Genomic DNA, 24,491 nt, shown 5'->3' on the forward strand with positions numbered 1-24,491 from the left:
TGTAGCGTGCCAGAACTCGATTTCGGACCGCTGACCTGCGACTTCATCGCCGGGTGCCGTGGTGCACGATTGGCTCATGGTGGTCCGACTGGCGTATCTGATCATGGTGCGGGTGTTCGACTGGCTGGTCCTGCTGACGCGCAGTGACGCGGCGAGGACGACGGAGCTGTTGGTCCTGCGCCACGAGGTCGCGGTGTTGCGTCGTCAGGTGGGACGTCCCCGGTTCACCTGGCCAGACCGCGCGATCCTGGCCGCGCTGGCCCGGCTCCTACCCCGCGAGGTCCGGTCGTGCCGGCTGGTCACCCCTGCAACGCTGCTGGCCTGGCATCGCCGCCTGGTCCGCCGACACTGGACCTACCCCCACCAGGTGGGCCGCCCGTCGGTGGATGAAAAGCTCCGGACGCTGGCGATCCGACTGGCCCGCGACAATCCCACCTGGGGCCATCGCCGCATCCAAGGAGAACTACTCGGCCTGGGCCATCAGATCGGCGCGGGCACGATTCGTCRCATCCTCGCCAGTGCAGGTCTCGGCCCAGCGCCGCGCCGCCACGCCGACAGCACCTGGCGCACCTTCCTCCACGCCCAGGCCACCGGCCTGCTCGCCACCGACTTCTTCCACCTGGACACGATCGCCCTGCGCCGGCTCTACGTCCTGTTCGTCATCGAGATCCAGACCCGGCGTGTCCACATCCTCGGCGTGACCGCCCACCCGACCGCAGCCTGGGTCACCCAGCAGGCACGCCACCTGACCATGGACCTCGACGGACGACTCGACGCATTCCGTTTCCTGATCCGCGACCGAGACACGAAATACACCCAGGCGTTCGATGACGTGTTCGCCGCCGAAGGCATCCAGATCATGCGGACCCCACCGCGGACACCCCGGGCGAACTGCCACGCCGAACGGTTCATCCGCACCGTCCGCCAGGAATGCACCGACAAGATCCTCCTCTACGGCGAGCGCCACGCGACCACGGTGCTCGACGAGTACACCCGCCATTACAACGATCATCGCCCTCATCAAGGGCGAGACCAGCGACCACCGAACCACGACCCAGCCACCGTCACCCCATTCAACGGCCCGATCCACCGCCGCAAGGTCCTCGGAGGCGTGATCAGCGAGTACCACCGTGCCGCCTGACGGAGCTGCAAAACCGCAGGCCACGCCCCCGGATCGAGTTCTGGCACGCTACAGGACAACAACCGGATCGAGTCCGACCACAGCAGACCCAAGGCCAGGCTCCGGCCCATGCGGGGCTGAAACGGCCGCGCTCCGCCCAGACGATCAGCAGTGGACACGCGCTCGTCCAGAACATTCGCCGCGGCGGTCTGACCCTCAAGCCCGCCCGGCCCACCGCACGCCCCGACCCTCCGAACGAAACAGGCGCCTCCGCGACTCCCGCGGGCTGACAGATGTCGAGGTCAGGTCCGGGGCCGTCCGGGTAGGTAGAGGTGGAATGTGCCTCACGGGCAGAGGGGATGGTATTCGAGGTCCGGGACGAAGCGTTGCCACTCCTGTGGGGACAGGCCGCTGCCCGGCTGTGTGCAGAGGCGCCGTAAGGCGTCTGCCGGGTTCAGGTCCCACAGTCGGACGGCGTAGTCGTCGCTGGTCGTCGCCAGATAGTTGCCGTCGGGTGAGAAGGCGGCGCCCAGCACACCCTTGGTGTGGCCTACGAGAATGGCCGACCTGCCCGGATGCCGCAGGTCCCAGAAGCGGACTGTGTCATCACCGCTCGCCGTGGCCAGGGCCTGCCCATCCGGCGAGAACATAACGCCCCACACGCGGCCGACGTGGCCTGTGAGGATCCTGGTCAGAGTCGGTGCGGACGTGCCGATGTTCCAGAGCCGGACGGTTGTGTCCTCGCTGGTAGTCGCCAATGTGCGGCCGTCCGGGGAGAAGGCGACACCGAGGACATGGCTGGTGTGACCGGTCAGGGTTGCGCGCATGGTGGGATGGGCGACGTTCGCGACGTCCCAGAGCCGAGCGGTGTGGTCGTCGCTGACCGTGGCGAGCGTGCGGCCGTCCGGTGAGAACTCCACGTCGCGGACGCCTTGGGTGTGCCCAGTGAGCACAGCGATCGGCCGAGGGCGGTCCGGGTTGGAGACATCCCAGAGCCGGGCCGTGTCGTCATCGCTGGCTGTGGCCACCGTGCGGCCGTCTGGGGAGAATGCCACAGCCCAGATGCGCTTGGTGTGGCCGTCGAGTGCCCCACGCGCGCGTGGGGTACCGCCGCTCCCGGTGCCGGCAGGGGCGAGTTCCCACAGTCGTGCGGTGCCGTCGCCGGCCGCCGTGGCGAGTAACGCGCCGTCCGGCGAGAACGCGGCGTCCAGTGCCCCGACGCCGGAGGCCGCGATTCTCAAGGTCCGTCCGGGCTGGCCCGGGTGGGCGGCATCCCAGAGACGGACGGTCCCGTCGTTGCTGGCGCTGGCCAGCAGCCCGCTGTGCGGTGAGAACGTCGCGGACCTGACCCAGCTCTGGTGACCTGCGAGGGTGGACACCTGCACGGGGCTGCGTGGCGCGGTGAGATCCCACCGCCTGATCACGCCGGTGAAGCTGGTCGCGGTGGTGAGAGTCCGACCGTCGTCGGAGAACGCCAGGTCGAAAACTACGTCGGTGTTCCCGGTCAGTACCGACAGGAGCCGGGGCGCCCGGGGGTCGGCAACGTCCCAGATGCGCACCGTGCGGTCACGGGCGCTGGTCGCGAGTGTTCTGCCGTCGGGCGAGAACTTGACGGCGACAACGGAGTCGGTGTGGCCGGTAAGAGCTCCGAGCGGAGTGGGACTATCGGGCCGACCAATATCCCATAGCCGGACGTCGCGCCGTCCACTCGCCGTGGCCAGAACCCGCTCGTCAGGAGAGAAGTCCACGCCGTCGGGTGCACCGAGAAAACCCAGCGCCTCCGGCAAGACGGCGCGTCGCGTCGCGGGCGCGTCGCCCGGGATGGTCCAGAGCTCGAGGCCGCCGTCTGCCGGCTGGACCGCGGCCATGGCGCCATGGCGCGAGAGGACAAGAGCCGACGACCAGTAGTTCCTGTCCGGATCCGCCCCGCGGATGGTGAACGTGCTCACCCGCCGTCCGGTATGCGCGTCCCAGAGCGCGGCGATCGTGCCGTCGCTGTATCCGATCGTCGCCACGAATGCGCTGTCGTGGGTGAAGGTGACGCCGAAGAGGGTACCGAGCTGGGGAATCGTTGTTGTGAGCGTGGGGCTGCTGACAGACGAGATATCCCAGACCTGGATCGCCGAGTATTGGTTCGCGACCGCCAGCATTCTCCGGTCCGGTGAGAACGCGACGTCGTCCACCGTGTCCAGACTGGGCAGCGTCGCGATCTCCCGCACGCCGTCCGCGGACACGGTCCAGACCTTCACCTCGCGGGTTCTCCAGCTCGACGTCGCGGCCAGCGCACCGTCCGCGGAAAAGGTGACGTTGCTGTCTGGCATCGTCTCGAAGATCTGGGTGTTCGCGGAATCGTAGACGGTCATGGTCAGGGCGGTACGCGCCTCGGGCGTGGGGGCGATGCGGTAGGCCGCCGCCGCGAGCCGCCTGCCGAGCCCGCGATCGGTCTCGAACGTCGTCAGCGCCAGGTCGGCCAACCGGCGTGACGAGGCGGCGAGCTGCTGCTGCGCCGTCGATCCGGCTGCCTGGCCTGTCCCGCGGGACCATGGGGCGACGGCGAGCACGACGGCGAGGGTGATGGCTGCTGTCGCCACCACAGTCACCACCAGCAGACGCGTCCGAGACCGCGCCCAGCGCATGGCCCCACGGCGCGGGGGGCCTGACCGTTCGCCGTCTGGGACGGCCTCGAGAGCGATGAACGCCGGGCCTGCAAGGACCGTCCGTCCGGTGAGCGTCGCCCTAGCCGCCTCATCCATGGCACCGTCCGCCGTGGGGGTGGAGTCGACCGTGGCGGCCGACGCGGACACGGACGGGTGGCTCGTGGGTTTCGCTTCAACGGCTGGCGCGGAGGCGGGTGCGTGCGTGCCGTTCATGCCTGCGGCGGTGAGTTGGCCGAACGCGCCGGATTCCTTATTGACCTCCGCCGGCTCCGCCGCGAGGAGACGCGCCAGGAGATCCTGGGCTGAGGGCCGCAGCGCCGGGTCCTTCGCCATCGCGGCCTGAACCAGGGGAAGGAGGCTCGGGTCGAGGCCGTCCAGTCGGGGTGGCTCGTGYACGACCCGATGGGTAAGGACATGGACCGGCCCCGCACCGAAAGGCTGCCGACCGGTCCCGGCGAAGACGACCATCGCGCCCCAGGCGAACACGTCGGCCGCGGCGGTGACCTCGTCCAGGGACGCCTGCTCCGGTGCCATGAATCCCGGGGTGCCAAGCTGGCCGATGAACTGGCTGGTCGCACCCGTCACCGCATCCAATGCCCGGGCGATCCCAAAATCAATCACCTTTGGGCCGACCGGCGACATCAGCACGTTGGACGGTTTCAGATCGCGGTGCACGACCCCGACCCGGTGAATGGCAACCAACGCCGTCGCCACCGCGACCGCCACCTGCTTGAGCGCGGCCGGAGCCAGCGGACCGTCCTCTTTGATCATCTGGGACAGGCTCGGCCCGCGCACGAACTCTGTGACCAGATAGGGCCTGGGAGAGTCAGCATCCGCATCGATCACCGGCGCCGTGCAGAAGCCGTCCACCCTGCGGACAACAGCGATCTCGCGGCGGAAACGAGCGCGGAACTCCTGGTCGCGCGCCCATTCGTCCCTGATCACCTTGACGGCGACCCGACGGCCCTCCGCGGTCTCCGCGACGTAGACGACACCCATCCCGCCCACGCCAGCCCGCCCGAGCAGCCGATAGGGACCGACCTGCTCCGGATCCCGCTCATCCAGCGGCCGCCACATCGAACTCACGTCGTGCCGCACGTCGTCACGACACCTTCTCCCCCCGAGAACTGCGAACAGCTTAACGCCGCGATCGGCACGCTCACGTGCGCGGAAGGACTCAGCTATCGCCCCAGGTGTTCGCGACGCGAAGCCGAGGTGGCGACGTTGTCGGCGACGCTCGGCTACCTCTTCAGCATCGCTGGAGGCGCGGCGAGATGGCCCTGCGCTTCGGCGGTCGCGGCCGGCGTAGCGGACCTCGCCGGAGTCCGCCGGGCGCTGCCCGGTGAGCGCGCCGCCCATGGGCGTGTCAGAACAAGGTCATGATCTTTGTCAGTACGTCGACCGCGTGGGATGGGGCTGTGCTGTCGATGCACAGCCGGTCCCAGGCTTGCATGTAGTGGTCGACGTCGCCGCGCTGGTCCAGGTAGGTGCCGCCACCGAAGAACTCCAGGTAGACCACATCGGGTAGGACCGCCTCAGGGAACCGCAGAATACTGAACTGTCCGCCTTCAGCCGCGTGGCCACCGARGTCATAGGGCATGATCTGGAGGGTCAGCGTCGGGGTATTCATCAGATCGATGAGATATCTGATTTGACTCCTCATGATCTTAGCGCTGCCGACCGGGCGGCGTAGCGCAATCTCGTCAAGGACTACCCACAGCCGGGGTCCGTCTGGTCTCGCGAGGACCCGCTGTCGATTCATGCGCATGGCGACCCGGTCCTCGATCACCCCGCGTGACTTACCTCGGCCGTTTTGGGTGATTTGCGCCCGGGCGTAGTCCTCCGTCTGGAGGAATGTTGGAATGTAATGGACCTCGTACGACCGGATCAAGGACGCGGACTCTTCCAGCCCGGGGTACGGCTGGAACCAGTCGGGCAGATAGTCGGAGTTGCTCTGCCACCAGCCCTGCTGGTCGGCGTCGTGGACCATCGACAGGAAGGATGCCTGTTCGGCATCCCCGGTCACACCATAAAAGTTCAACAGAGCTTCAACGTCACGCTGCCTGAGCGGGACACGCCCCTGCTCAAGACGGCTGATCTTCGCCTCCGAGCTTCGGAGGTGATGGGCTGCCGCCCCGCGGGTGGCGCCGGCCGCCTCGCGGAGCCTGCGCAGTTGAGCGCCCAGCAGCATGCGACGGACCGTCACGATGTTGCCCGTCGACCTTGGTGTACGGGCCGTCACCATGTTGCCCGTCGACCTTGGTGTCACGTCCGGCGCGTTCGCGTCCTTGGGTGAGCGGCTGTCTGCGCGGAGGGTCTTCAGGAGAGTGTCCGGGGAGCGATCCCGCAGACGGCGGCTGATGTCATCGCCGAGCGAGGAGCCGGCAAGCAGCTGGTGGATGGCGGTGTCGTCGGGATCGGTCACGGCTGCTGTCCTCCTCCCAGGCTTTTACGGTAGCGGTATCGGCGGTTCGCGACCGCGCCAGCAGTGGTGCCATCTCCCAGAATCCGCGCGATCTCGCCGTCGCTGTAGCCCGCGTGATGGAGAAGAATCTCGGTGCGTCGTCGTCGGTCTGGCGGCAACTTCTCGGCGATCTTCTCCCGCAGGATCACGAGATCTGCCGGGTCGTCAAGGACGGTCGACCCTCGGTCCAGCAGGTGGGAGTCCGGGAATGGCCGGACCTGCCGCTGGTCGCGTTCCCACGCCTTATACACACCGCCGAAACGCAGGATGCAGCTCCCGACGAAGTAGCTGGTCAGCACCGCRCCACCATCGGGCGACCAGCCCCGGCCGGTGCGTCCGTCGACGACGAAGCGTTCCAAGGCCCGCCGTAACGTTTCCTGAACCAGGTCCTCGACATCGTGGCGAGTCAGAACCATCGTCCCGGAGCCGAGCCGGCTCAGACCGCGAACGCCCCTCCGCGCACACTGCTCCACAATGTGGCCGCTGGCCAGCCAGGAACAGAGCACCGGATAGGCGTAGCGGACCAGGGCGTCAGCCACGACGTCAAAGTCCGGTCCGGCGAACCCGACCTCAACCAGCCGCGCGTACAGCACAGCGTCCCCCACGGTCGATTCTGGGGGGCGCGTCACAGCCGCCCGCCGCGAGCCGGGCCGCTCCGCCACGCATCCATAAGCCTCGTCCCTCGTGATGGTTCCGACGCGAGGTTGYAGGCCGCCGCGACACCCGATCTCACACAGAGCACCGCAGAAATGGCCGACACACCGCCAGCGTGAGGACAGCCTGCCATCGCCCCTATGAGAGGCCGACAGACACCTGCAGAAGGGACGCAACGCATGACTGCCACCCCCCACCAGCTGGCCGCCGCGCTCGCCGGGATCGCCGGCGCTGGCGCCGCTTCCGTCGAAATCGGCCTCGTCAGCGCCACGGACCTGTTCACCACCGCGTGGGGTGGCGCCGCCCTCGCGCTCCTCGACGCGCTCGCCCGCGCCGTCACCGCTCATCCGTCTAAACCCGACGAACCAGACCCCGGGCGCGGAGTCTGACAAGCCGAAACCGGGAGCTGCCCGGCGGCAGCGCCGGGCAGCGAGGACCGAATCTCTCTGCGCCCGTTGCGACAGCTGGCGCCCAGCCCGCCAGCAACAGGACCACCAACCCTCTCTGGCCGTACACAGGCGAGCCGGCCAGGCCAACAGCGGGGAAGGGTGGGAGGATCTGTCCACTGGTCACGGGCACGCCGTGCAGCAGGTGGACTCGGGCGCGGGGGTGCCGGGTGGATGACGGCCTGACGGTCGCGGAGGTGGGCGCGTTCGCGGCCATCTTCCGAGACCGAGACTCTGCGCATCTCGTGTTGGACCGAGCCGGGTTCCCGGCTAGCCATGTCCCATTCGACGCGTCGACGCCGTTGCTGTTCTGGGCTTCTGTCTCCCAGGAACTGCGCTCCGGAGTACAGGACGACGGACGGGAACAGCTATTGGCTGCCGCTCGCGAGTTGTACCCATACAACCCGGCGTTCGGCGGCGACGTGTCGGCCACCGTCCTGACCGCCGACGCGACAGCGACGAGACCGGCCGCGTGGACGCCGCCTCGGCGTCGAGTTCGCACCTCCGGTTGGGAGCAGGCAGCTTCCGAGGCAGACCGTGCGCCTGCCGAGCGGGTCGCAGACGGGCTCGCGGTCGCGGTCGGAACTCAATGGGCCGCGGAGGCCCGGTTCCGGCGGCTCAACGATCCGGCCCCGCTATCGGTGTCCTGGGAACCGGTAAACCCTTCGCTGATGCAGCCTTGGCGGTCATTGGTTCGGCTGGCGACCGCCGGGGCTGGGTGGCCTTCCGTTCCGGGTCGCCCAGCCACGCGAGGCTGGGCGACCGGGCCGAAGGAGCTGGCGGGCAGCGACGGCGGTCTGGCCAACATCCTGACCCGTGTACCAACGCACCGACTGGTGGTGCTTGGCGAGCCGGGATCTGGCAAGACGATGCTGTTGGTCCGGCTACTCCTGGACCTGCTCGCCCGCCGCCCGGCGGGCGGACCGGTTCCGGTGCTGCTTCCCCTGGCTTCCTGGAACCCGACCCGGCAACGCCTCGACATCTGGCTGGCAAACCGACTCGCTACCGACTATCCGGCTCTCGCAGAGCGTGCCGACGATGACGCCAGAAAACGCACGCGCGCGCAGATGCTCCTCGACACCGGCATGCTTGTGCTCCTCCTCGACGGGCTCGACGAGATCCCCGACGCGGTCCGCGGGCAGGCGATCAGTAAGATCAACAGCGCCCTGCAGGCGGGACAGCAACTTGTCCTGACGTGCCGGACCAGGGCATACCGGCGAGCCTCACACCCCACGCGGGGCGCCGAAGTGCGACTGATCGGCGCCGCCGGTATTCAGCTGTGCCCTCTCGCCCCCGAAGACGTAGCGACCTATCTGCGCGACGCCGCCAGCGGGCCTTCCGCTGAAAAAAACTGGGCACCGATAGTGGCCGCCCTCACCGCTAAGCCCGCGTCACCGGTGGGCCGGGCTCTGGCAACTCCGCTGATGGCCGGGCTGGCCCGGGCCGTCTACAACCCTAGCCCAGGCGAGCCGGACATCGCGGCCGGTCGCTCCCCCAGCGAACTACTCGATTCCAGTCTGTTCCCCACAGTGACATCCATCGAGCACCACTTGTTCGACGCGTTCATCACCGCCGCCTACCGCGATCATCCCGACCCCGAGCGCCAGCCCCACTGGAACGCAGCCGATGCAGAACGCTGGCTGACCTTTCTCGCCCGCCACCTCCAGCGGGATCTCGACGGCCAGCCCGACCTCGCCTGGTGGCGCCTACCCGACGCGGTCCCCCGACGCGCGTTCACCCTCGGGATCGCGACCTTCGTCGGCCTCATTGCCGGACTCACGATCGGAATTGCGGAAGGCATCATTCACGGCGTCATCGGGTTTCTGGTGGCCGCGCCCAGCGGAGCGCGGATGGCCGAGACCGTGCGTCGACGCCCCATCGACCGGCCCACCCAGACTCGCCTACGCCCAGCTCGGTTCGTAGGTGGCCTCGCGGGCGGGTTTCTACCCGGCGCTGGCATCCTGCTGCTACTCGACATCTGCACTGACACACCACTCGACCCTGCAGCCACGATCGCCTTCGGGGCCGCCGTAGGTCTGATCATCGCGCTCATGCTCGGCTTCCAGCCGAAACCGGTGGAACTTGAGACCGCCCCCGGCCCAGGGCCGACCATCGCCGGGGACCGCACAGCGTTCCTCTCGTTCGCACTGACGTACGCGACTATCGGCGGCCTGGCCGTCGGCATCGCCCTCCGGCTGGCATTCGGACCCGGACCAGGTCTGGCAACAGGCATCACGATTGGCATCGTCGGAGGAACCGTCGGCGGGATCCTGAAGACCGCCTGGGGGCGGTTCACCGTCGCGCGTGCCTACATGCTTGYGCACCGCCAGCTACCACCCAACCTGATGGCCTTCCTCGCCGACGCCCACCAGAACCGCGGAGTGCTCCGCCAGGTCGGCGCGGTCTACCAGTTCCGTCACCTCGACCTACAACGTCGCCTCGCCGAACGCTAGCCCAGCACTTTCGTGTGTCCAGCAGACCGGAGGTGACGCCGTGTAGCGGCTGATCCGCTAGTCGTAAGCTCGTCGTCGCTTGCCGGTGTGAGTCCGGTCCGGGTAGCTGCTAGGAGGCCCGGTAGCAGACTGGCGGCTTGGTCGGGTAACTGGCCGGGTCGAAGCCCAGTGTCAAAAGCCCAATAGGGGGAGCGACTGGACGGTCCGTAGCATGAAGCGAAGCCTGCCGCCTCGTTATGGGCCCGCTTTGGCGGGAAGAGGGAGTGCCGAGCCGCGGAAATCACGGCGAAGGCCATGGAAGCGGTGTAGATCCTGGATTACAGCCGTGAGGGACTCCTCGGGGTATGGGGCGCGGAACGTTCAGAGAGTGACGGCGGGAACTGGAGAGACCCTGCCTGGCCCGGCAGCACCGCGAAATGTCTGTCGGAGGAGGCGACGCCCTATAACCGATGACCTCGGGAAGTGGGCGACGTGTCGGGTAGGGAGTCGCGGATCGAGGCCACGGTGCGGGGGCCGGCCGCGCTGCTTGCGACGGGATGCGGCGGCGTGACGGCGGGCGATCAGTCGCGGTGCCAGCGCAGGACGGTTTCGGGGCGCACCAGTAGCTGCAGGTCGTGCAGTGTGGGCCGCGACCAGGACCGCGTCCGCGTCCGCCACCGGCACCGCAAGATCCCGGCCGCAGGCATCCAACAACGCGACAGTCGACCGGGTATGCGGCGCGAGCAGCGGGTCACACGACCAGCGAGCCGGACCCGCGGCGGCTTCACCGCTGGCCGACCACCGATCTCATTCGGCCTGCCACCGCCGCAGCACCACCGACCGCGGAACAAACACCGGCCGGTCCACCGGCCCACACGAATACGTCATGCCACCGCACGGTCCGAACCACCACCACCGCCACAGCCATCCCGAACCACATCGCGACCCACGGCCCGGCCAGAAGCGCGTCCAGCCGGACATCACCGGGGACATCGCCGCAGCTCACGACCACCGTTGACGATCACATGGAGCCGATGACGCCGGCGACGTCGTGCCCGCTACTGTCGAGGCCGTGGGAACGGAGGGGGCCGGCCATGGCCATGAAATCGACAGTCACGCTGAATTTCGGGGTCGTCAAGATTGAACTGACACAAGACGACCTGTCCGCACTGAAAGGCAGGTTTACCCGGAACCCTCTTTACCGAGGACCCTGCCTGATCATCAATCGTGATACCGGGCTCGCCCTCGACGCGCATCCCGACGCGAAACCAGGAGGCCATACCTGCCTGTGGCAGCCGCACGCGGCACCGTGGCAACAGTGGCGCCTGCACGGAACCGGCGGCGGCACCATCGAGATCATCAGCGAGTCCAGCGGCCTCTACCTCACAGCGATGGCCGAAGGCCACGAGTGGGGCGAGACCTGGCTCCACGACACCGTCAAGCCCGGCTGGTCCAGACAGTGGAGGATCAAGAACACCGACGACGGCGTAGCCTTCGCCATCCAGAACGCCACCTCCGGGTACGCCTTGGACGCCGGCCAGCACGCCGAGAACCTCAGCGACCCACACCTATGGCCGACAACGCACTGGGACCCCTGGCAGCAATGGATCATCGCCCGCCTACCACTGACCTGACGACGATTCATCTCTGACCCATCCGACCTGTCATTTGCCTGGACGGACAGAGGGACCACGTCGGGTACCCTACCCGGGTAGTGCCGCACAGTGGCGGGATCAGAGCTCTGCGTCGCGACGTGTCCAGCTCCGTGCCAACCGGACCATTACCGGCGCCTTGTCCACATAGCCCTGGACCCGCCCGAATCGCAGCTACGGCCACCATCGGAGAACACGCGCGTGTGCGGATGCGATCGCGGTGCTTACCGTTGTAGGTCCCGCCTCCAGCGAGAGCAGTACCGCCAGAACCTGCGTCACCGCTCTGCGGTCGACGAGCGAGGCCAGTGCCAACGCCTCGCGAAAGGCTGCGGTGCGTTGGCTGGCGGATAGATGCGGCGCGAGCGTGGTCAACGCGCTCAGCCGGTCGTTTGGCTGGTCGATGGCGGTCAGGGAGCGCAGCGCCTGGCCAGGGAGGTCGACGGACAGGAGCGGCGCGAGTTCAGTCAAGGCGAACGCTCGGGCGTCTGGCTGCTCGATAGTGGCCGCGACGCTCAGCGCTTGGCCGAGGAGGTGGGCGGGTAGGTGTGGCGCGAGCTCGGTCAACGCCTGCGCCCGGATGTGCGGGTCCTCAAGGGTGGTCGCGGTCTGCAAGGCCTGGCCGACGACCGCTGTGCGCTGGTCGGCTGGTAGATGCGAAGCGAGCCTGGTCAACGCAACGACCCGGGCGTCCGGCTCGGCCAGGGCGGTCGCAGTGCGCAGCGCCTGGCCGAGGAGGTCGGGAGGGAGGTGTGGCGCGAGCCCAGCCAACGCCTGCGCCCGGAATCCCGGCTCCTTGATGGTGGTCGCGGCGACGAGCGCCGCGCCGAGGAGGTCCGTGGGTAGGTATGGCGCGAGGCTGGTCATCGCAGCGACCTGGGCCTCCGCCTCGTCGATGGAGGTCGCGGTGGCGAGCGCCTGGCCCAGGAGGTCTGCGGTGAGATGCGGAGCGAGCCCCCTCAACGCCTCCGCCCGAACAGCCGGGTGGTCAACCGTAGTCGCGGCGCTCAGCGCCTGGCTGAGGACCGCTGTACGCAGGTCGGCCGGCAGACGGGGAGCGAGCGCGGTTAACGCCGTCGCCCGGTTGTACGGGTGGCCGATGGCGGTCGCGACGCTCAGTGCCTCGTGGAGGAGGTCAGCGGGGAGGTGCGGCGCGAGTTCGGCCAACGCTGACGCCCGGTAGTTCGGCTGGTCGATCGTAGTCACCGCGCCGAGCGCGTGGGACAGGACCGCCGTGCGCTGCTCGGCGGAAAGGTGCGGCGCGAACTTTGTCAGCGCGGCTGCCCGGGTGCCCGGATCGTCGATTGCGGTCACGAGGCTGAGCGCCTGATCGAGGAGATCGTCGCGGAGACGCGGCGCGAAACCGATCAGGGCGGCCGCCCGATTGCCCGGATCGTCGATCGTGGTCGCGACTCTGAGCGCCWGATCGAGGAGATCGGCGGGGAGATGCGGCGCGAGCCCGAGCAACGCTGCCACTCGGTCGGACGGATAGACGATGGTGGTCGCGACGCTCAGTGCCTCGCTGAGAACCGCTGCGCGCCGCTCGACGGGAAGGTGCATCGCTAGGTCGGCCAGCACCTTCACCCGGCTGTCCGGCCGGGCAACGGAGGTCGCCGTGCTGAGCGCCTGATTCAGAACCGCCGCGCGCCGGTCGCCGGGGAGATGCGGTACGAGCCAGATCAACTCCTCCATCCGGCTGAACGGCTGGGCAACCGAGGTCACCGCGCCGAGCGCCTGATTCAGGACCGCCGCGCGCTGGTCGCCGGGGAGATGCGGTACGAGCCCAACCAGCACCTCCACGCGGGTAGACGGCTCATCGATGGTGATAGCGGCGCGAAATGCCCTGCCAAGGAGGTCCTGGGGTAGGCGCGGCGCGAGCCCGGCCAATGCCTGCGCCCGGAAGTATGGCTGGTCGATCGTCGTCGCGACGTGCAATGCCTCGCCGAGGAGATCGGGCGGGAGGAGCGGCGCGAGCTCGGTCAGCGCGTCCGCCTGGCTATACACCTCGTCGATGGCCGCCGTAGCGCCCAGCGCCTGGCGGAGAACCGCTGTGTGCTGTTCGCCAGAGACAAGAGGCGCGAGTCTGGTCAACGCCTGCGCACGGGCGAACGGGTTGTCGATGGCCGCCACGGCGCGAAAGGCCTGGCCAAGGAGGTCGGCAGGCAGAGCTGGCGCCAACCTGATCAACGCCGCTACCCGGATGAACGGCTCTGCGATGGCGGTCGCGGCAACCAGAGCCTGACCGAGGAGGCCCGCGGGTATGCCTGCCGTCAGCCACGTCAATGCCACAACCCGGTCATAGGGCTGCTCGATGGTCGCCGCGGCATCCAGGGCCTGGGCAAGCATGGCAGCCCGCTGGTCGGCAGCGAGATAGGGCGCAAGCCCGATCAACGCCACCACTCGGAGATACGGGGGGTCGATAGCGGTGGCGGCGCTGAGCGCCCGGCTGTGGAGGTCGGCCGGAAGGTGCGGCGCGAGCCTCCTCAATGCCGGCGCCCGGTCGTGCGGCTCCTTGATCGTGGTTGCGGCCTCAAGCGCCTGGGACAGGACCGCCGCCCGCTGATCAGCAGGCAGAAGAGGTGCAAGCCCAATCAACAACTTCGCCCGGCCGGACAGCGAGTCGACGGCGGCGGCGGCGCTCAGTGCCTGGCCCAGGACCGCCGCACGCTGGTCAGCAGGCAGAAGAGGCGCGAGCCTCGTCAACGTCTCCGCCCGGTCATACGGCCCCTCGATGGCGACCGCGCCCCCGAGCGCCTGGCGTAGGACCGCTGTGCTCTGCGTCGGTGTGAGGTGTGGGGCGAGGGTGGTGAGTGCTTCGGTTCGGTCGGTAGGTATGGGGATTGTCTGGGCGTAGGTGATGGCGCGGGCCGGCGGCAGGAGTCCGGTGGTCACGAGCCGGGCCAGCAGGGGCGGGGGGATGTTGGCGGCGAGGCTGGTGATGGATCCGAGGAGGAGGGCGTAGAGGGCGTGGCGGGCGAGCACGGTCGCGGAGTCGGCGGCTTGTGTGTGGTCGCGGGCGGCGTGCACGGCGGTGAGGTAGTCAGCGGTGGTGGCCTGGTCTTCGTGGGCCGTGTACCAGACACTCTCGGCACGACCATCCGGGGTGTGTCGTTCAGCGGTGAGCAGGGCGTCGACCGCGTCGGGCTGGTCGGCGCGAAGGAGGTGGTCAATGGTCCAGGTGAGCGCGTAGCGGTCGACCGCGCCGCGCCGGTGTGCGGGTGGGAGCCGCCCGAGCGCGGTGTCCAGGCCGCCCCACCGGTCGAGGAACCGGTGCGCGATCAGCCCGTGCAGCGCGGCGAACCGGTCAGCGGAGAGRCTGCCTCGGGCGAAGTCGAAGACCAGGTCGTGCGCGGTGACGGTCTGGGTGTCCAGGTCGAGACGCAGCAGTGACGCGCCGTCGAGGTGTCGTAGGACGCCACGTCCTGCCCGACCATCGACGGCGCCGGTAGCGGCCCACAGGTCCAGCACGACAGCGACCGGAACCGGCCCGTGGCCCTTGAACACGGCCAGTTCAGCGAGCCGTGCCGCGGCGCCGTCGGGGAGCAGCCGCAGACCAGCGGTGATCACTGTGAGCAGCGACGGGTAGGGATACTCCGAGAACCGCGCTCTCAGGTCATGCAGATCGGCCTGATCGAAGGCATCCGCGATCTCGTCCCAGTCCCACTGGTCCCGCACGAGACCACCGGAGATCGCCAGCGCGACCGCGAGTCCGCCGCACCGGTCGAGCACCCGGCGCGCGGCAAGCCCATGCGGAACAGGTCTGCGGGCGTAGGCGGCGAGCAGCGCCTGGGCCGCGGCGTCGTCGACCAGACCGACCTGAAGGACCGACGCCCCCATCGGCAGCACATGCCCGCTACGGGATGTCACGAGCAGCCGGACGCCAGCCAGCCGGGGGAAAGCCTCGACCACCGCCTGTTCCCACACATCGTCGAGCACGATCAGGCAGATCGCTCCGGCCAGCAGCCCGCGTATCCGGTCGCGGCCCTCGCTGGGGTCGAGAACCGGGCGGGGGTCACCGAACGCGGCCACGACCCGGGTCTGGACCGCAGCCACATCCGCGTCCGGGTTCACCTGCACCCACAGCGCACCGTCGGGGAACGAGGCGCCGATCCGCGGGTCGTGCAGAACCGCGCGGGCGGTCGTGGATTTGCCCGCTCCGCCCATCCCGACCAGACCAACCGGACCCGCCCCGGTCATCGTCAGCTCGTCGGCAACCGCCTCGACGAGCGCCGGGCGCTCAACGAGCGGGCTCGGAAGCGGCCACGCCGCCCGGACCGTCTCCCACGAGATCGGCACACGCTCCCGCCGCGCCACCGCACGGGCACCAGTCGCGAACGTTTCGTTCCCGGGGAACTGTTCGTGCGCCAAAACCCTCAGCCGGCGTAGGCCTGCGGGCGCTGCCCCGTTCGCGAGTAGCCGCGCCACCGCAGACCAGAACTCGACCGCGCTACTCGCGTTCCACCCCGGCTGCCTGCCGCGCTCCAAGCCCGCCGCTTCCAACACCTGCTCCGCGGCCAACCGCTGGCTGTAGACCCGCGCGAACTCGGCGATCTCCAGATCCGACAGCTCCAACTCGTCGCCCACCGTCTGCCCCCGTCCGACCAGACCACCCGACAGACATCATCCCCACCCGATCAGGCACCCGGAGCGCGTCCTCAACACAGGTTCAAGATCAATTTCTGCTTGACGGGCTGGCGTACCAGCGTCGTCAACGGAGCCTGGCGCTATGGTCACGGGCGCGCTTCATCCCCGCTGCCCAGCAGCGCAACATCGTTCATCCCCGCCGCGGGACCGATGACAGGGACGATGTCAGCCGCGATGACGGCCAGGGCGGCCGCGGTGCGCAGCGTCGTAGGTAATGGCCTCGGCGCAGGATCATCTTCAGGGCAGTGCGCTGCGGATCGCCGTGCGGGCGGGCTGGTGGGACCTGCGCCGGCTACCCACCGAGGACACCCCACACAGCGTCGCCGCGACCCTCGTCCTGAGCCAGGACGGGCAGCAGCCGGCCCCGGCCTCGACCTGTAGCGTGCCAGAGCTCGATTCGGGGGCGTGACCTGCGGTTTCGTTCGTCGATCAAGCGGCGCGGTGGTATTCGTTGATCACGCCCGTGAGGACCTTGCGGCGGCGGATCGGGCCGTCGAGGGGCGTGACGGTCGCCGGGTCGTGGTTCGGTGGGCGCTGGCCGCGTCCTTGGTGGGGTCGATGATCGTTGAAGTGGCGGGCGTACTCCTCAAGCACGGCGGTGGTGTGGCGTTCGCCGTAGAGKAGGATCTTGTCGGTGCATTCTTKGCGGACGGAGCGGATGAACCGTTCCGCGTAGCAGTTCGCCTGTGGTGTCCGCGGGGGAGTGCGCACGACTTGGACGCCTTCGGCGGCGAACACGTCGTCGAAAGCCTGGGGGTATTTCGTATCCCGGTCGCGGATCAGGAACCGGAACCGGCCGAGGCATCCGTCGAGGTCCATGGCCAGCTGGCGTGCTTGTTGGGTGACCCAGGCCGCGGTCGGGTGGGTGGTGACGCCGAGGATGTGGACGCGACGGGTCTGGATCTCCATGACGAACAGGGCGTAGAGCCGGCGTAGCGCGATGGTGTCGAGGTGGAAGAAGTCGGTCGCTAGCAGGCCGGCGGCCTGGGTCTGCAGGAAGGTGCGCCAGCTGGTGTCGGCCTGGCGGCGGGGCGCGGGGCCGAGACCCGCGCCGGCGAGGATTTGACGGACCGTGCCCGCGCCGATCCGATATCCCAGGCCGAGTAGCTCCCCCTGGACGCGGCGATGGCCCCAGGCCGGGTTGTCGCGGGCCAGGTGGATCACCAACTCCCGCAGCTCGTCGCCGATCGGTGGGCGGCCGGCCCGGCGCGGGTAGGTCCATCGTCGGCGGACCAGGTGGCGGTGCCAGGCCAGCAGCGTTGCCGGGGTGACCATCCGGCGTGATTGGACCTCCCGGGGTAACAGCCGGCCCATCGCGGCCAGGAGCGCCCGATCGGGCCAGGTGAACCGGGGCCGCCCGACCTGACGACGCAGCACCGCCACCTCTTGGCGCAACACCAGCAACTCCGCTGTCCGCGCCGCATCGCCGCAGCTGAGCAGCACGAGCCAGCCGATCACCCGCACCATGACCAAGTACACCAACCGCAGCCCCATGGCAGCGATCATGCCCGCGGCGCCTAGTGGCGAACCCGCAGGTCAGCGGCCTGACATCGAGTTCTGGCACGGTACACGTCGCCGGACTCGCGGTCCCACACCCGCACCGCACCGTCGTCGCCGCCGGAGATGATCTGCCGACCATCCGGCGTCACCGCCACCGCGAAGACCGTTTCGGTGTCCCCGGTCAGGACCGCCTGGGCGTCGCCGGACTCGCGGTCCCACACCCGCACCGTGCCATCGCCACCGCCACCGCCACCGCCACCGCCACCGCCACCGCCGGAGATGATCTGTCAAGCGCCGGGTTTGGTGGAGGCTGAGTTGTCACGCGCCGGCGGGCTGCCGGGCGTCTGACTGGTGTGTCTGGTTGGCCGCCCAGGCGGCCTCGTGCTCGGTGGGTGGGACCAGGCCGATCTCGCCGTGTAGCCGGCGGTGGTTGTACCAGTCGATGTACTCCGCGACCGCGACCTCGAGATCGGAGTGGCCGGTCCACGGTCCCTTGTTACGGATCAGTTCGGCCTTGAACAGCGAGTTGAACGCCTCGGCCATCGCGTTGTCGTAGGAATCACCGGCGGAACCGACCGAGGCGACCGCCTCGACCTCGCCGAGCGTCTCGGTGTACTTGATCGAGATATACTGYGAGCCCCTGTCGGAATGGTGAATGAGCTTCGCCAGGTCGGCGCCGACGCGCCGGCGGGTCCAGACCGCCATGTTCAGCGCGTCGATCGCCAACTCCTTGTAGAGGTTCCTGGAAAGCTGCCAGCCGACGATTCTTCGGGAGAAGACGTCGAGGACGAACGCCGCGTACACCCAGCCGGAGAACGTGCGGATGTAGGTGATGTCAGCGACCCACAAGCTGTTCGGCGCCGCCGTGGTGAACTTGCGTCTCACCAGGTCAGGACGGGTGTCCGGCCCCTTGGCCCGCACCGTCGTCCGCGGCGCCCGCAGCCGCGACACGCCCCGCAGGCCAGTCTGGCGCATGAGACGAGCCACCGTGCAGCGCGCGATGTGTCGACCGCCGACCCCGCCCTCACGGGCCAGCTGCGCGTAAACTTTCCGCACGCCGTAGACGCCGTAGTTATCGGCGTGTATCCGTTCTATCTCCTTCAAGGTCTCGGCATCGGTAGCCGCCCGTCGCGACGGCAACCGTTTCTTCGAGGCGTAGTAGGTGCTCGGGGCGATCTGGATACCGGCATCCTTGAGCACGGCACAGATCGGCTCGACCCCGAACCGCTCCTTGTGCCTATCGACATAGTCGACGACTACCGGCGCGGGCGGTCGAGCTCCGCCGCGAAGAAAGCCGACGCCGACTTCAAAATCTCGTTCGCCCGCCGCAACTCCCGGTTCTCCCGCTCCAGCTCGGCCAGGCGCGCCGCGACGTCGGTCGGCACGCCGGCCCTGGTGCCCTCATCGATCTCGGCCTGGGCCACCCAGGTACGCAGGGTCTCCCGGTTGATCCCGAGCTGCTGGCCAACCCTCGCGCACGCGCCCGTCCCACCGCCGCTGGCCCTCGCGTCCAGCACCATCCGGACCGCCCGCTCCCGCAGCTCGTCGGGGTACTTCCTCGGCGCCGCCATGTCGTCCGCTTCCTCCCGGTTTGACTGCCTCCATCAAACCCGGAGCGGGACAATCTGCCGACCATCCGGCGTCACCGCCACCGCCCAGGCCATCTCGGCATGGCCCCAAAACGGTGGTCGGTGCGACGGGACGACGCGGGCAGGCATGCGGCCAAGTGTGCCGCGATGACCCCGACTCCAATGGCAAGTCAGATCCGTGGCGAGCGGATGTCTCGGAACTGTGCGTAGGGCCRCCACGCGAGGACACGGCCGCCCATGGCCAGCATGCTTCTGATGTCCGGGAGGGCCCACTTCCCGGACATCAGGCGCACCGCGGTTACGACGATCGACTGAAGATCGAAAACGAGCGGGGCGTCGGGCTGCCGTTAAGGACATCGCACCAGAGGAAATGCGACTCACCAGTAACTACGTGGCCGACGCGGCGGTGAGATGTCGGTAGATGGTGGGGCGGGTGACGCCGAACTCGTCGGCGATCTGCTGGACGGTGTAGTCGCCGGAGTCGTACATCTCCCGTGCCAGCTGCACCTGGCGGGGGCCGAGCTTGGGCTTCTGCCCGCCGGTACGGCCGCGGGCGGCCGCGAGGCCGTCCCTCGTTCGCTCGGACATCAGCGCGTGCTCGAACTGGGCGATCGCGCCGAGGATCTGGAAGAACATCCGGCCAATCGCGGCGGAGGTATCGATGCCCTGGTCAAGCACGACCAATTGGACGCCGCGGGCATGCAGATCGGCGGACAGTTCGAGGAGGTGCTCCAGGGAGCGGCCGAGCCGGTCGAGCTTGGTGACGACGAGCTGGTCGCCGGCCCGGTTGGCGCTCAGCAGCGCTTTGTCGAGCTCAGGACGGCGGGCGAGCTTGCAGAGGCCTTGTCGATGAAGATCTCGTCGCAGCCGGCGGACTGGAGAGCGTCATGTTGGGCATCGGGGTGCTGGCCGCGGGTGGAGACCCGTCCATAGCCGACGCGCATGATCGGATCGTAACGTGAACGGGGGTGTGCGTGACATAGACGCGTACACGGCTCGCGTTACACGGCCGACCTGCGGCGACACGCTTCAGATCTTCGTGTGTCACGAACGTTCGATACCGGACACTGCGGCTCCCGCCTGCCAGTAGGTCAGGTTGCTCCGTGGTTCTGTCGACGGCACCGAGCATCGTCGGTAGCCGAAGTTGAGCACCACGGGATGCCGGCGGCGTTGCCGTGTCGATGAGATCGAGCGCCACGACCGCCGCGGCCTACGACGTCAAGCCGCTCGGGCCTCTCCTTGGCGCGCCTTTGCCCGTAGCAGAGGCGCTCCGTGCGCCCGCCGCCGAGCCAGCTCCAGCGGAACGTTGGCTCGGCTCGTCGAGACTGGTGCTTGAACCCACCGACATCTCGACCGCGCACCCAAGATCGACTGGTGCTCGGCGTCATCGACATTCGGTGCTCGTTCTCACCGACGTAGCCAGCCTTGATCTCCGACGAGATCTGGCCCCACCCGGAGCCCTCCTCGCTGGCGAGTGCGGTCCTCGCTCGCCGCAGGTCCAGGTCGTTCGTCCTCGCTTCGCTGCGGGCGCTCCACCTGGACCTGCGCCTTCGTCGAGGACCTGATCAGCAGCTACGAGGAGGCCGGGGAACTCTGCCCCAGCCCTGGCACGGCACGGGTGGGGCCAGATCTCGTCGGAACTCACTTCCCGATCAAGGAGGGTGGAGCCACGTCTCGTCGGAAGGTGGGGCCAGAGGAACCTGGAGAAGCCAGCCTGGGTTCGGCCGAGTCACTCCGCCAGCATTTCGTCAGGCGAATCGGCGTGTCCCCTAGCGCCTATCGCGCGAGCTTCGCGCACTCGTCCGCACCGCTCGCGCACTGAGTGCCAGCCTGATGGCGGGCGCACGGGCGGTGACCGACGACGGATGATGCTCTGATGAGCCGCATCGCGATTCTTCACCCGGGGCAGATGGGCGCGGCGGTGGGCCGGGCGATCGTCGACTCCGGCCACGACGTGACCTGGCTGCGCGCCGAACGAAGCGAGAGCACGCGCCGTCGCGCGGACGCCGCCGGGATGCGCGCATCAGTCGACCTGCGCGACCGCGACGTCGTCCTGTCCATCTGCCCGCCCGCCGCCGCGGTGGAGACCGCCCGGACGGTTGCCGGCTTCTCCGGGTTGTACGTGGACGCCAACGCGATCAGCCCGGGCACCGCCTCCGAGGTCGCCGCGGTGGTCCACGCCCACGGAGCCGCCTACGTCGACGGCGGGATCATCGGGCCGCCACCGGAGCGACCCGGGACCACCCGCCTGTTCCTGTCCGGGGACCGAGCCGAGGAGGTGGCCGCGCTCTTCCGCGACACCCGCGTCGAAGCCGTTGTGCTTTACGGCGATCACACGGCCGCGTCGGCACTGAAGATGACCTACGCGGCGTGGACCAAAATCACCACGGCTCTCCTGATCAGCGCCCGCGGCGTCGCGAAGCACTACGGGGTCGACGAAGCGCTAGCGGCGGAGTGGGCCCGCTCCCAGCCCGAGCTCGGCACCCGCCACGCCGCCGCGCTCGACGCGGCAGCCCACAAGGGGTGGCGTTGGGAGGAGGAGATGCGCCAGATTGCCCGCACGTTCGCCGAGGCGGGAGAACCAGCCGGCTTCGGCGACGCCGCCGCCCAACAGTTCGGCCGCTGGCCCCGCCCGGCCAGCTCCTGACCGGGCGGTACCACCCAACCCGCCGCCCAGCTATGACACACCCATCGCCTTCCGCGAACGCCCGACCCCGGATCACCAGGAATGCGACCCAGACCAGGACCCGAGCTCACCGCCATCGGCTAAGGCCACACCTCCAGGGAGCAGCCCCGCCATGTCCGACCTCGACAGCCAGGTTCCCTACTGGGATGCCGCCGCGGCCACGAAGACGTTCACCCACCCGCTCGATCCGCGCTGGCTCGACGGGATCAGCAGGCACGCCGCGATCCTCGACTACGGATGCGGCTACGGCCGCGTCCTGGCGGAGCTCGAACAGCACGGCTTCGACAACCTCACCGGCGCCGACACCTCGCCAGAAATGATCGAACGAGCGCGCGGCACGCACCCCGTCACGCGCTTTGCCGTCCTGGATACGCCACCGCTCGCGCCTTTCCCCGACGCCGGCTTCGACGCGGTCCTGCTCTTCGCCGTGCTGACCTGCGTTCCAGGCGACGCCGCGCAACACCGGTTGATCACTGAGCTGCACCGCCTGCTCAGGACAGGCGGAGTCCTTTACATCAGCGACTATCTGTTGCAGGACGACGAACGCAACCGCCGCCGCTATGGCCGCTACGCCGACCACCATGGCGGCAGCTACGGTGTGTTCGAAACGAGCGACGGCGCGGTCTGCCGCCATCACTCCCGCGCGTGGCTTTCCACCCTGCTCGCCGGGTTCGAAACGGTCCGCACCCACCAGATAACGGTTGCCACCATGAACGGGCACGAGTCGACGGGTATCCAGATCCTTGCCCGCAAGCCCTAGAGGGCTCGGAGGCGGGTTCGTGGTCGGGCTCCTTGAAACGCCGTGGAGGATGTTCGTGCTGACCCGGGCTTGGCTTGCCGCGCGTGGCCGGCTTCCCCGCGACCTGATGGCGTTCCTGGCCGACGCCCACGAGAACCGCGGCGTGCTGCGCCAGGCCGGAGCGGCGTACCAGTTCCGGCATGTGGAGCTGCAGCGTCGGCTCGCGAACCGGTGAGCGGTGTCGGTTGGCTTAATCAAAGCCAACCGACACGACCGGCTGACGACCGCCTGGACACGCCTCCCACGAGCCTGCCCGGATCACCGCAGATTGTCTTTACGTCCGGCGACTTACCGGATAACAGACCATTACTCAGTAGAGTGATCCACACCGAGGGTCGGTGGCCAGCGCGAATCGCGCGGCCGCCTTTGGCCGCATCCCCCGCGCGTCCTTGCCAGGTGGCCAGGCTGTTCCGGGTGGCCAGGGTGTCCGGGTGGTCGGGGCCGAGCACCCGCAGCCGGTCAGCCAGCAGCGCCTCGAACGTAGCGACCGCCCCGGCCACGTCCCCCGCGCGTCCTCGCCAGGAGGCCAGGTTGCCCCGAGTGGTCAGGGTGCGCGGGTCGTCGGCGCCCAGGACCCGCAGGCAGTCGGCGAGCAGCGCCTCGTACGCGCTGGCCGCCCCGGCCACGTCCCCCGCCGCGACAGCGAATCCGGCGGCGTGACGGTCATGATCCGAGTCCGGCACCCACCTCAAGGCCGGCCAGACGAATCGACCATGCCAGCCGGAATGAACCCGCCACTCATCCGACCGCACATCATCTGTCTGACCCAGCACTGTATGAGTTGACACTGCATGACCCGGCAGGTAGCGTGCTGTGTCATGAGCGAGCTCGTGAGCATTGGCTACCTCATGAAACGCCTTTGCCTGTCTCGTACCCGCTGCTACCAGCTCACCCGCAGGCCCGGCTTCCCGCCGCCGGTCGCTGTGACCGGCGGCCGCGTCTGGCACAAGGCTGAGGTAGACCAGTGGATCATCGCCTGCCGCCCGGCCAGAGCCGCTACGCCGACGTAGCACGGCGCTGAGAACCCCGCCAACTGTCGTCAGGTTTCCCAGCGGCGCGGTGATGGCTTCCAGGATCGATCTGCCGCAGCTGCTGCGACCAGACCGGGCGGCTCGTTCTAGCCGCCGCACGCCGTCCGCAATATCGGCGGTCACGGTCCGTAGAAGGGCCTCTATCCGGCGGCACGACAGGGCTCATGGTTACTCGTTCTGCGGCGAACCTGTCGCGCCCGATGGCCGGTGGGGCCGGTCGAGTGGGACTGTCAAGTTAACGGTGTAACGGATTGTTATTGAGTTGCTACTTTCGGCCGGCGGTGAGGCGCCCGTCGAACGCGAGGTCGAAGGCGTTCAGCGGTGCCTTCCAGCGGATCATCCACTTTGCCCGGCCGCGTCCGGTGGGGTCGAGGCTGGTCACGGTGAGGTAGAGGTGCTTGAGTGCGGCCTGTTCGTTGGGGAAGTGGCCGCGGGCCTTGACGGAGCGGCGGAACCGGGAGTTCAGCGACTCGATMGCGTTGGTCGTGGCGATGACGGTCCGGATCTCGGCGTCGAAGCGCAGGAACGGGACGAACTCGGCCCAGGCGTTCTCCCAGAGCCGGATGATCGCGGGGTATTTCTTCTCCCAGATCGCGGAGAAGTCGGCGAACCGGTCGAGCGCGGCCGCCTCGGTCGGGGCGGTGTAGACGGGCTTGAGGTCGCGGGCGAGTGCGGGCCAGTCCCTCTTGGACGCATATCTGAACGAGTTGCGGAGCAGGTGCACGATGCAGGTCTGGACGATGGTGTCGGGCCAAACCTGGGCGACGGCGTCGGGTAGGCCGGTCAGGCCGTCGCAGACGAGGATGAGGACGTCGGCGAC

18 protein-coding genes, 3 pseudogenes and 1 other annotated feature are annotated in these 24,491 nt (G+C 68.7%); of the genes and pseudogenes, 10 read left to right on the plus strand and 11 right to left on the minus strand.

Going from position 1 to position 24,491, the window contains the following annotated elements:
- The first annotated feature begins 76 nt into the window (after window positions 1-76).
- Complete coding sequence (locus BCD49_RS38855; RefSeq protein WP_071042504.1) at window positions 77-1,141, plus strand: integrase core domain-containing protein; 1,065 nt, start codon at window positions 77-79, stop codon at window positions 1,139-1,141.
- A 51-nt stretch (window positions 1,142-1,192) separates the two neighbouring features.
- Window positions 1,193-1,326: pseudogene (locus tag BCD49_RS42965) on the plus strand (DDE-type integrase/transposase/recombinase); the annotation flags it as partial.
- Window positions 1,327-1,464: 138 nt separating this feature from the next.
- Here the strand turns inward: BCD49_RS42965 and BCD49_RS38860 are convergent.
- The 3 genes from BCD49_RS38860 to BCD49_RS38870 form a co-directional block, all read right to left on the minus strand.
- On the minus strand, window positions 1,465-4,875 hold the full coding sequence (locus BCD49_RS38860; RefSeq protein WP_007507652.1) for a WD40 repeat domain-containing serine/threonine protein kinase: 3,411 nt from the start codon (window positions 4,873-4,875) through the stop codon (window positions 1,465-1,467).
- 268 nt (window positions 4,876-5,143) lie between these two features.
- On the minus strand, window positions 5,144-6,202 hold the full coding sequence (locus BCD49_RS38865) for a helix-turn-helix domain-containing protein (protein ID WP_083401968.1): 1,059 nt from the start codon (window positions 6,200-6,202) through the stop codon (window positions 5,144-5,146).
- Window positions 6,199-6,834 carry an RNA polymerase sigma factor gene (locus BCD49_RS38870; protein ID WP_007507648.1) on the minus strand — a complete coding sequence of 212 codons (636 nt, stop codon included), beginning with the start codon at window positions 6,832-6,834 and terminating at the stop codon, window positions 6,199-6,201. Before BCD49_RS38870 ends, BCD49_RS38865 begins: the two co-directional genes overlap by 4 nt.
- A gap of 240 nt (window positions 6,835-7,074) precedes the next feature.
- On the opposite strand from BCD49_RS38870, the gene BCD49_RS38875 reads away from it, so the two are divergent.
- The 3 genes from BCD49_RS38875 (at window position 7,075) to BCD49_RS38885 (ending at window position 11,407) form a co-directional block, all read left to right on the plus strand.
- Entirely contained in the window at window positions 7,075-7,284 is a 210-nt protein-coding gene (locus BCD49_RS38875) for a hypothetical protein (protein WP_007507647.1), read from the plus strand.
- A gap of 227 nt (window positions 7,285-7,511) precedes the next feature.
- A complete protein-coding gene (locus BCD49_RS45685) occupies window positions 7,512-9,794 on the plus strand; it encodes an NACHT domain-containing protein (protein WP_274535058.1) in 2,283 nt (760 codons plus the stop codon).
- A gap of 1,073 nt (window positions 9,795-10,867) precedes the next feature.
- Entirely contained in the window at window positions 10,868-11,407 is a 540-nt protein-coding gene (locus BCD49_RS38885) for an RICIN domain-containing protein (protein ID WP_007507643.1), read from the plus strand.
- Window positions 11,408-11,599: 192 nt separating this feature from the next.
- On the opposite strand, the gene BCD49_RS38890 is transcribed toward BCD49_RS38885, so the two are convergent.
- On the minus strand, window positions 11,600-16,006 hold the full coding sequence (locus tag BCD49_RS38890) for an NB-ARC domain-containing protein (RefSeq protein ID WP_071042508.1): 4,407 nt from the start codon (window positions 16,004-16,006) through the stop codon (window positions 11,600-11,602).
- Between the two features lie 274 nt (window positions 16,007-16,280).
- Here BCD49_RS38890 and BCD49_RS38895 point away from each other — a divergent pair, with 274 nt between their 5' ends.
- Window positions 16,281-16,475 carry a hypothetical protein gene (locus BCD49_RS38895; RefSeq protein ID WP_007507640.1) on the plus strand — a complete coding sequence of 65 codons (195 nt, stop codon included), beginning with the start codon at window positions 16,281-16,283 and terminating at the stop codon, window positions 16,473-16,475.
- 20 nt (window positions 16,476-16,495) lie between these two features.
- Here the strand turns inward: BCD49_RS38895 and BCD49_RS38900 are convergent, their stop codons facing one another.
- The 5 genes and pseudogenes from BCD49_RS38900 to BCD49_RS45695 form a co-directional block, all read right to left on the minus strand.
- Complete coding sequence (locus tag BCD49_RS38900) at window positions 16,496-17,572, minus strand: integrase core domain-containing protein (RefSeq protein WP_083401970.1); 1,077 nt, start codon at window positions 17,570-17,572, stop codon at window positions 16,496-16,498.
- Between the two features lie 11 nt (window positions 17,573-17,583).
- Window positions 17,584-17,793 (minus strand): WD40 repeat domain-containing protein, encoded by a 210-nt coding sequence (locus BCD49_RS38905; RefSeq protein ID WP_007507637.1) that lies wholly within the window; start codon window positions 17,791-17,793, stop codon window positions 17,584-17,586.
- A gap of 91 nt (window positions 17,794-17,884) precedes the next feature.
- Window positions 17,885-19,137, minus strand: a pseudogene (locus tag BCD49_RS38910) (IS3 family transposase).
- Window positions 18,734-18,862: a sequence feature (AL1L pseudoknot), on the minus strand. (Overlaps the previous pseudogene by 129 nt.)
- A gap of 405 nt (window positions 19,138-19,542) precedes the next feature.
- Window positions 19,543-19,743: a helix-turn-helix domain-containing protein gene (locus tag BCD49_RS45690; protein ID WP_232794272.1), complete on the minus strand. Its 201-nt coding sequence runs from the start codon at window positions 19,741-19,743 to the stop codon at window positions 19,543-19,545.
- 18 nt (window positions 19,744-19,761) lie between these two features.
- Window positions 19,762-20,099: pseudogene (locus BCD49_RS45695) on the minus strand (recombinase family protein); the annotation flags it as partial.
- 932 nt (window positions 20,100-21,031) lie between these two features.
- Here BCD49_RS45695 and BCD49_RS38925 point away from each other — a divergent pair.
- From BCD49_RS38925 to BCD49_RS43880, 3 genes are all read left to right on the plus strand, one after another.
- Window positions 21,032-21,802, plus strand: a complete 771-nt coding sequence (locus BCD49_RS38925; protein ID WP_007507630.1) for an NAD(P)-dependent oxidoreductase — start codon at window positions 21,032-21,034, stop codon at window positions 21,800-21,802.
- A 151-nt stretch (window positions 21,803-21,953) separates the two neighbouring features.
- The gene (locus tag BCD49_RS38930; RefSeq protein WP_007507628.1) at window positions 21,954-22,601 is read left to right on the plus strand and encodes a class I SAM-dependent methyltransferase; all 648 of its coding nucleotides are present in this window, start codon (window positions 21,954-21,956) and stop codon (window positions 22,599-22,601) included.
- A gap of 55 nt (window positions 22,602-22,656) precedes the next feature.
- Window positions 22,657-22,815: a hypothetical protein gene (locus BCD49_RS43880; RefSeq protein ID WP_157845193.1), complete on the plus strand. Its 159-nt coding sequence runs from the start codon at window positions 22,657-22,659 to the stop codon at window positions 22,813-22,815.
- Between the two features lie 19 nt (window positions 22,816-22,834).
- Here BCD49_RS43880 and BCD49_RS45700 read toward each other — a convergent pair whose 3' ends face one another.
- On the minus strand, window positions 22,835-23,266 hold the full coding sequence (locus BCD49_RS45700; RefSeq protein ID WP_007507624.1) for a tetratricopeptide repeat protein: 432 nt from the start codon (window positions 23,264-23,266) through the stop codon (window positions 22,835-22,837).
- A 192-nt stretch (window positions 23,267-23,458) separates the two neighbouring features.
- On the opposite strand from BCD49_RS45700, the gene BCD49_RS38940 reads away from it, so the two are divergent.
- A complete protein-coding gene (locus BCD49_RS38940; protein WP_063630227.1) occupies window positions 23,459-23,650 on the plus strand; it encodes a helix-turn-helix transcriptional regulator in 192 nt (63 codons plus the stop codon).
- Window positions 23,651-23,936: 286 nt separating this feature from the next.
- On the opposite strand, the gene BCD49_RS38945 is transcribed toward BCD49_RS38940, so the two are convergent.
- Window positions 23,937-24,491, minus strand: a 555-nt coding sequence (locus BCD49_RS38945; RefSeq protein WP_198939487.1) for an IS256 family transposase, incomplete at its 5' end; no start/stop codon positions are given.

This window comes from Pseudofrankia sp. EUN1h (assembly GCF_001854645.1).
GTDB classification, from domain to species: Bacteria; Actinomycetota; Actinomycetes; order Frankiales; family Frankiaceae; genus Pseudofrankia; species Pseudofrankia saprophytica.

What these genes read in the sequence shown, in the direction of transcription:
- BCD49_RS38875 (WP_007507647.1), top strand. Translation starts at nt 7,075, where the DNA reads ATGACTGCCACCCCCCACCAGCTGGCCGCCGCGCTCGCCGGGATCGCC.
- BCD49_RS38885 (WP_007507643.1), top strand. Translation starts at nt 10,868, where the DNA reads ATGGCCATGAAATCGACAGTCACGCTGAATTTCGGGGTCGTCAAGATT.
- BCD49_RS38895 (WP_007507640.1), top strand. Translation starts at nt 16,281, where the DNA reads ATGGCCTCGGCGCAGGATCATCTTCAGGGCAGTGCGCTGCGGATCGCC.
- BCD49_RS45690 (WP_232794272.1), bottom strand. Translation starts at nt 19,743, where the DNA reads ATGTCCGAGCGAACGAGGGACGGCCTCGCGGCCGCCCGCGGCCGTACC.
- BCD49_RS38925 (WP_007507630.1), top strand. Translation starts at nt 21,032, where the DNA reads ATGAGCCGCATCGCGATTCTTCACCCGGGGCAGATGGGCGCGGCGGTG.
- BCD49_RS38930 (WP_007507628.1), top strand. Translation starts at nt 21,954, where the DNA reads ATGTCCGACCTCGACAGCCAGGTTCCCTACTGGGATGCCGCCGCGGCC.
- BCD49_RS38940 (WP_063630227.1), top strand. Translation starts at nt 23,459, where the DNA reads ATGAGCGAGCTCGTGAGCATTGGCTACCTCATGAAACGCCTTTGCCTG.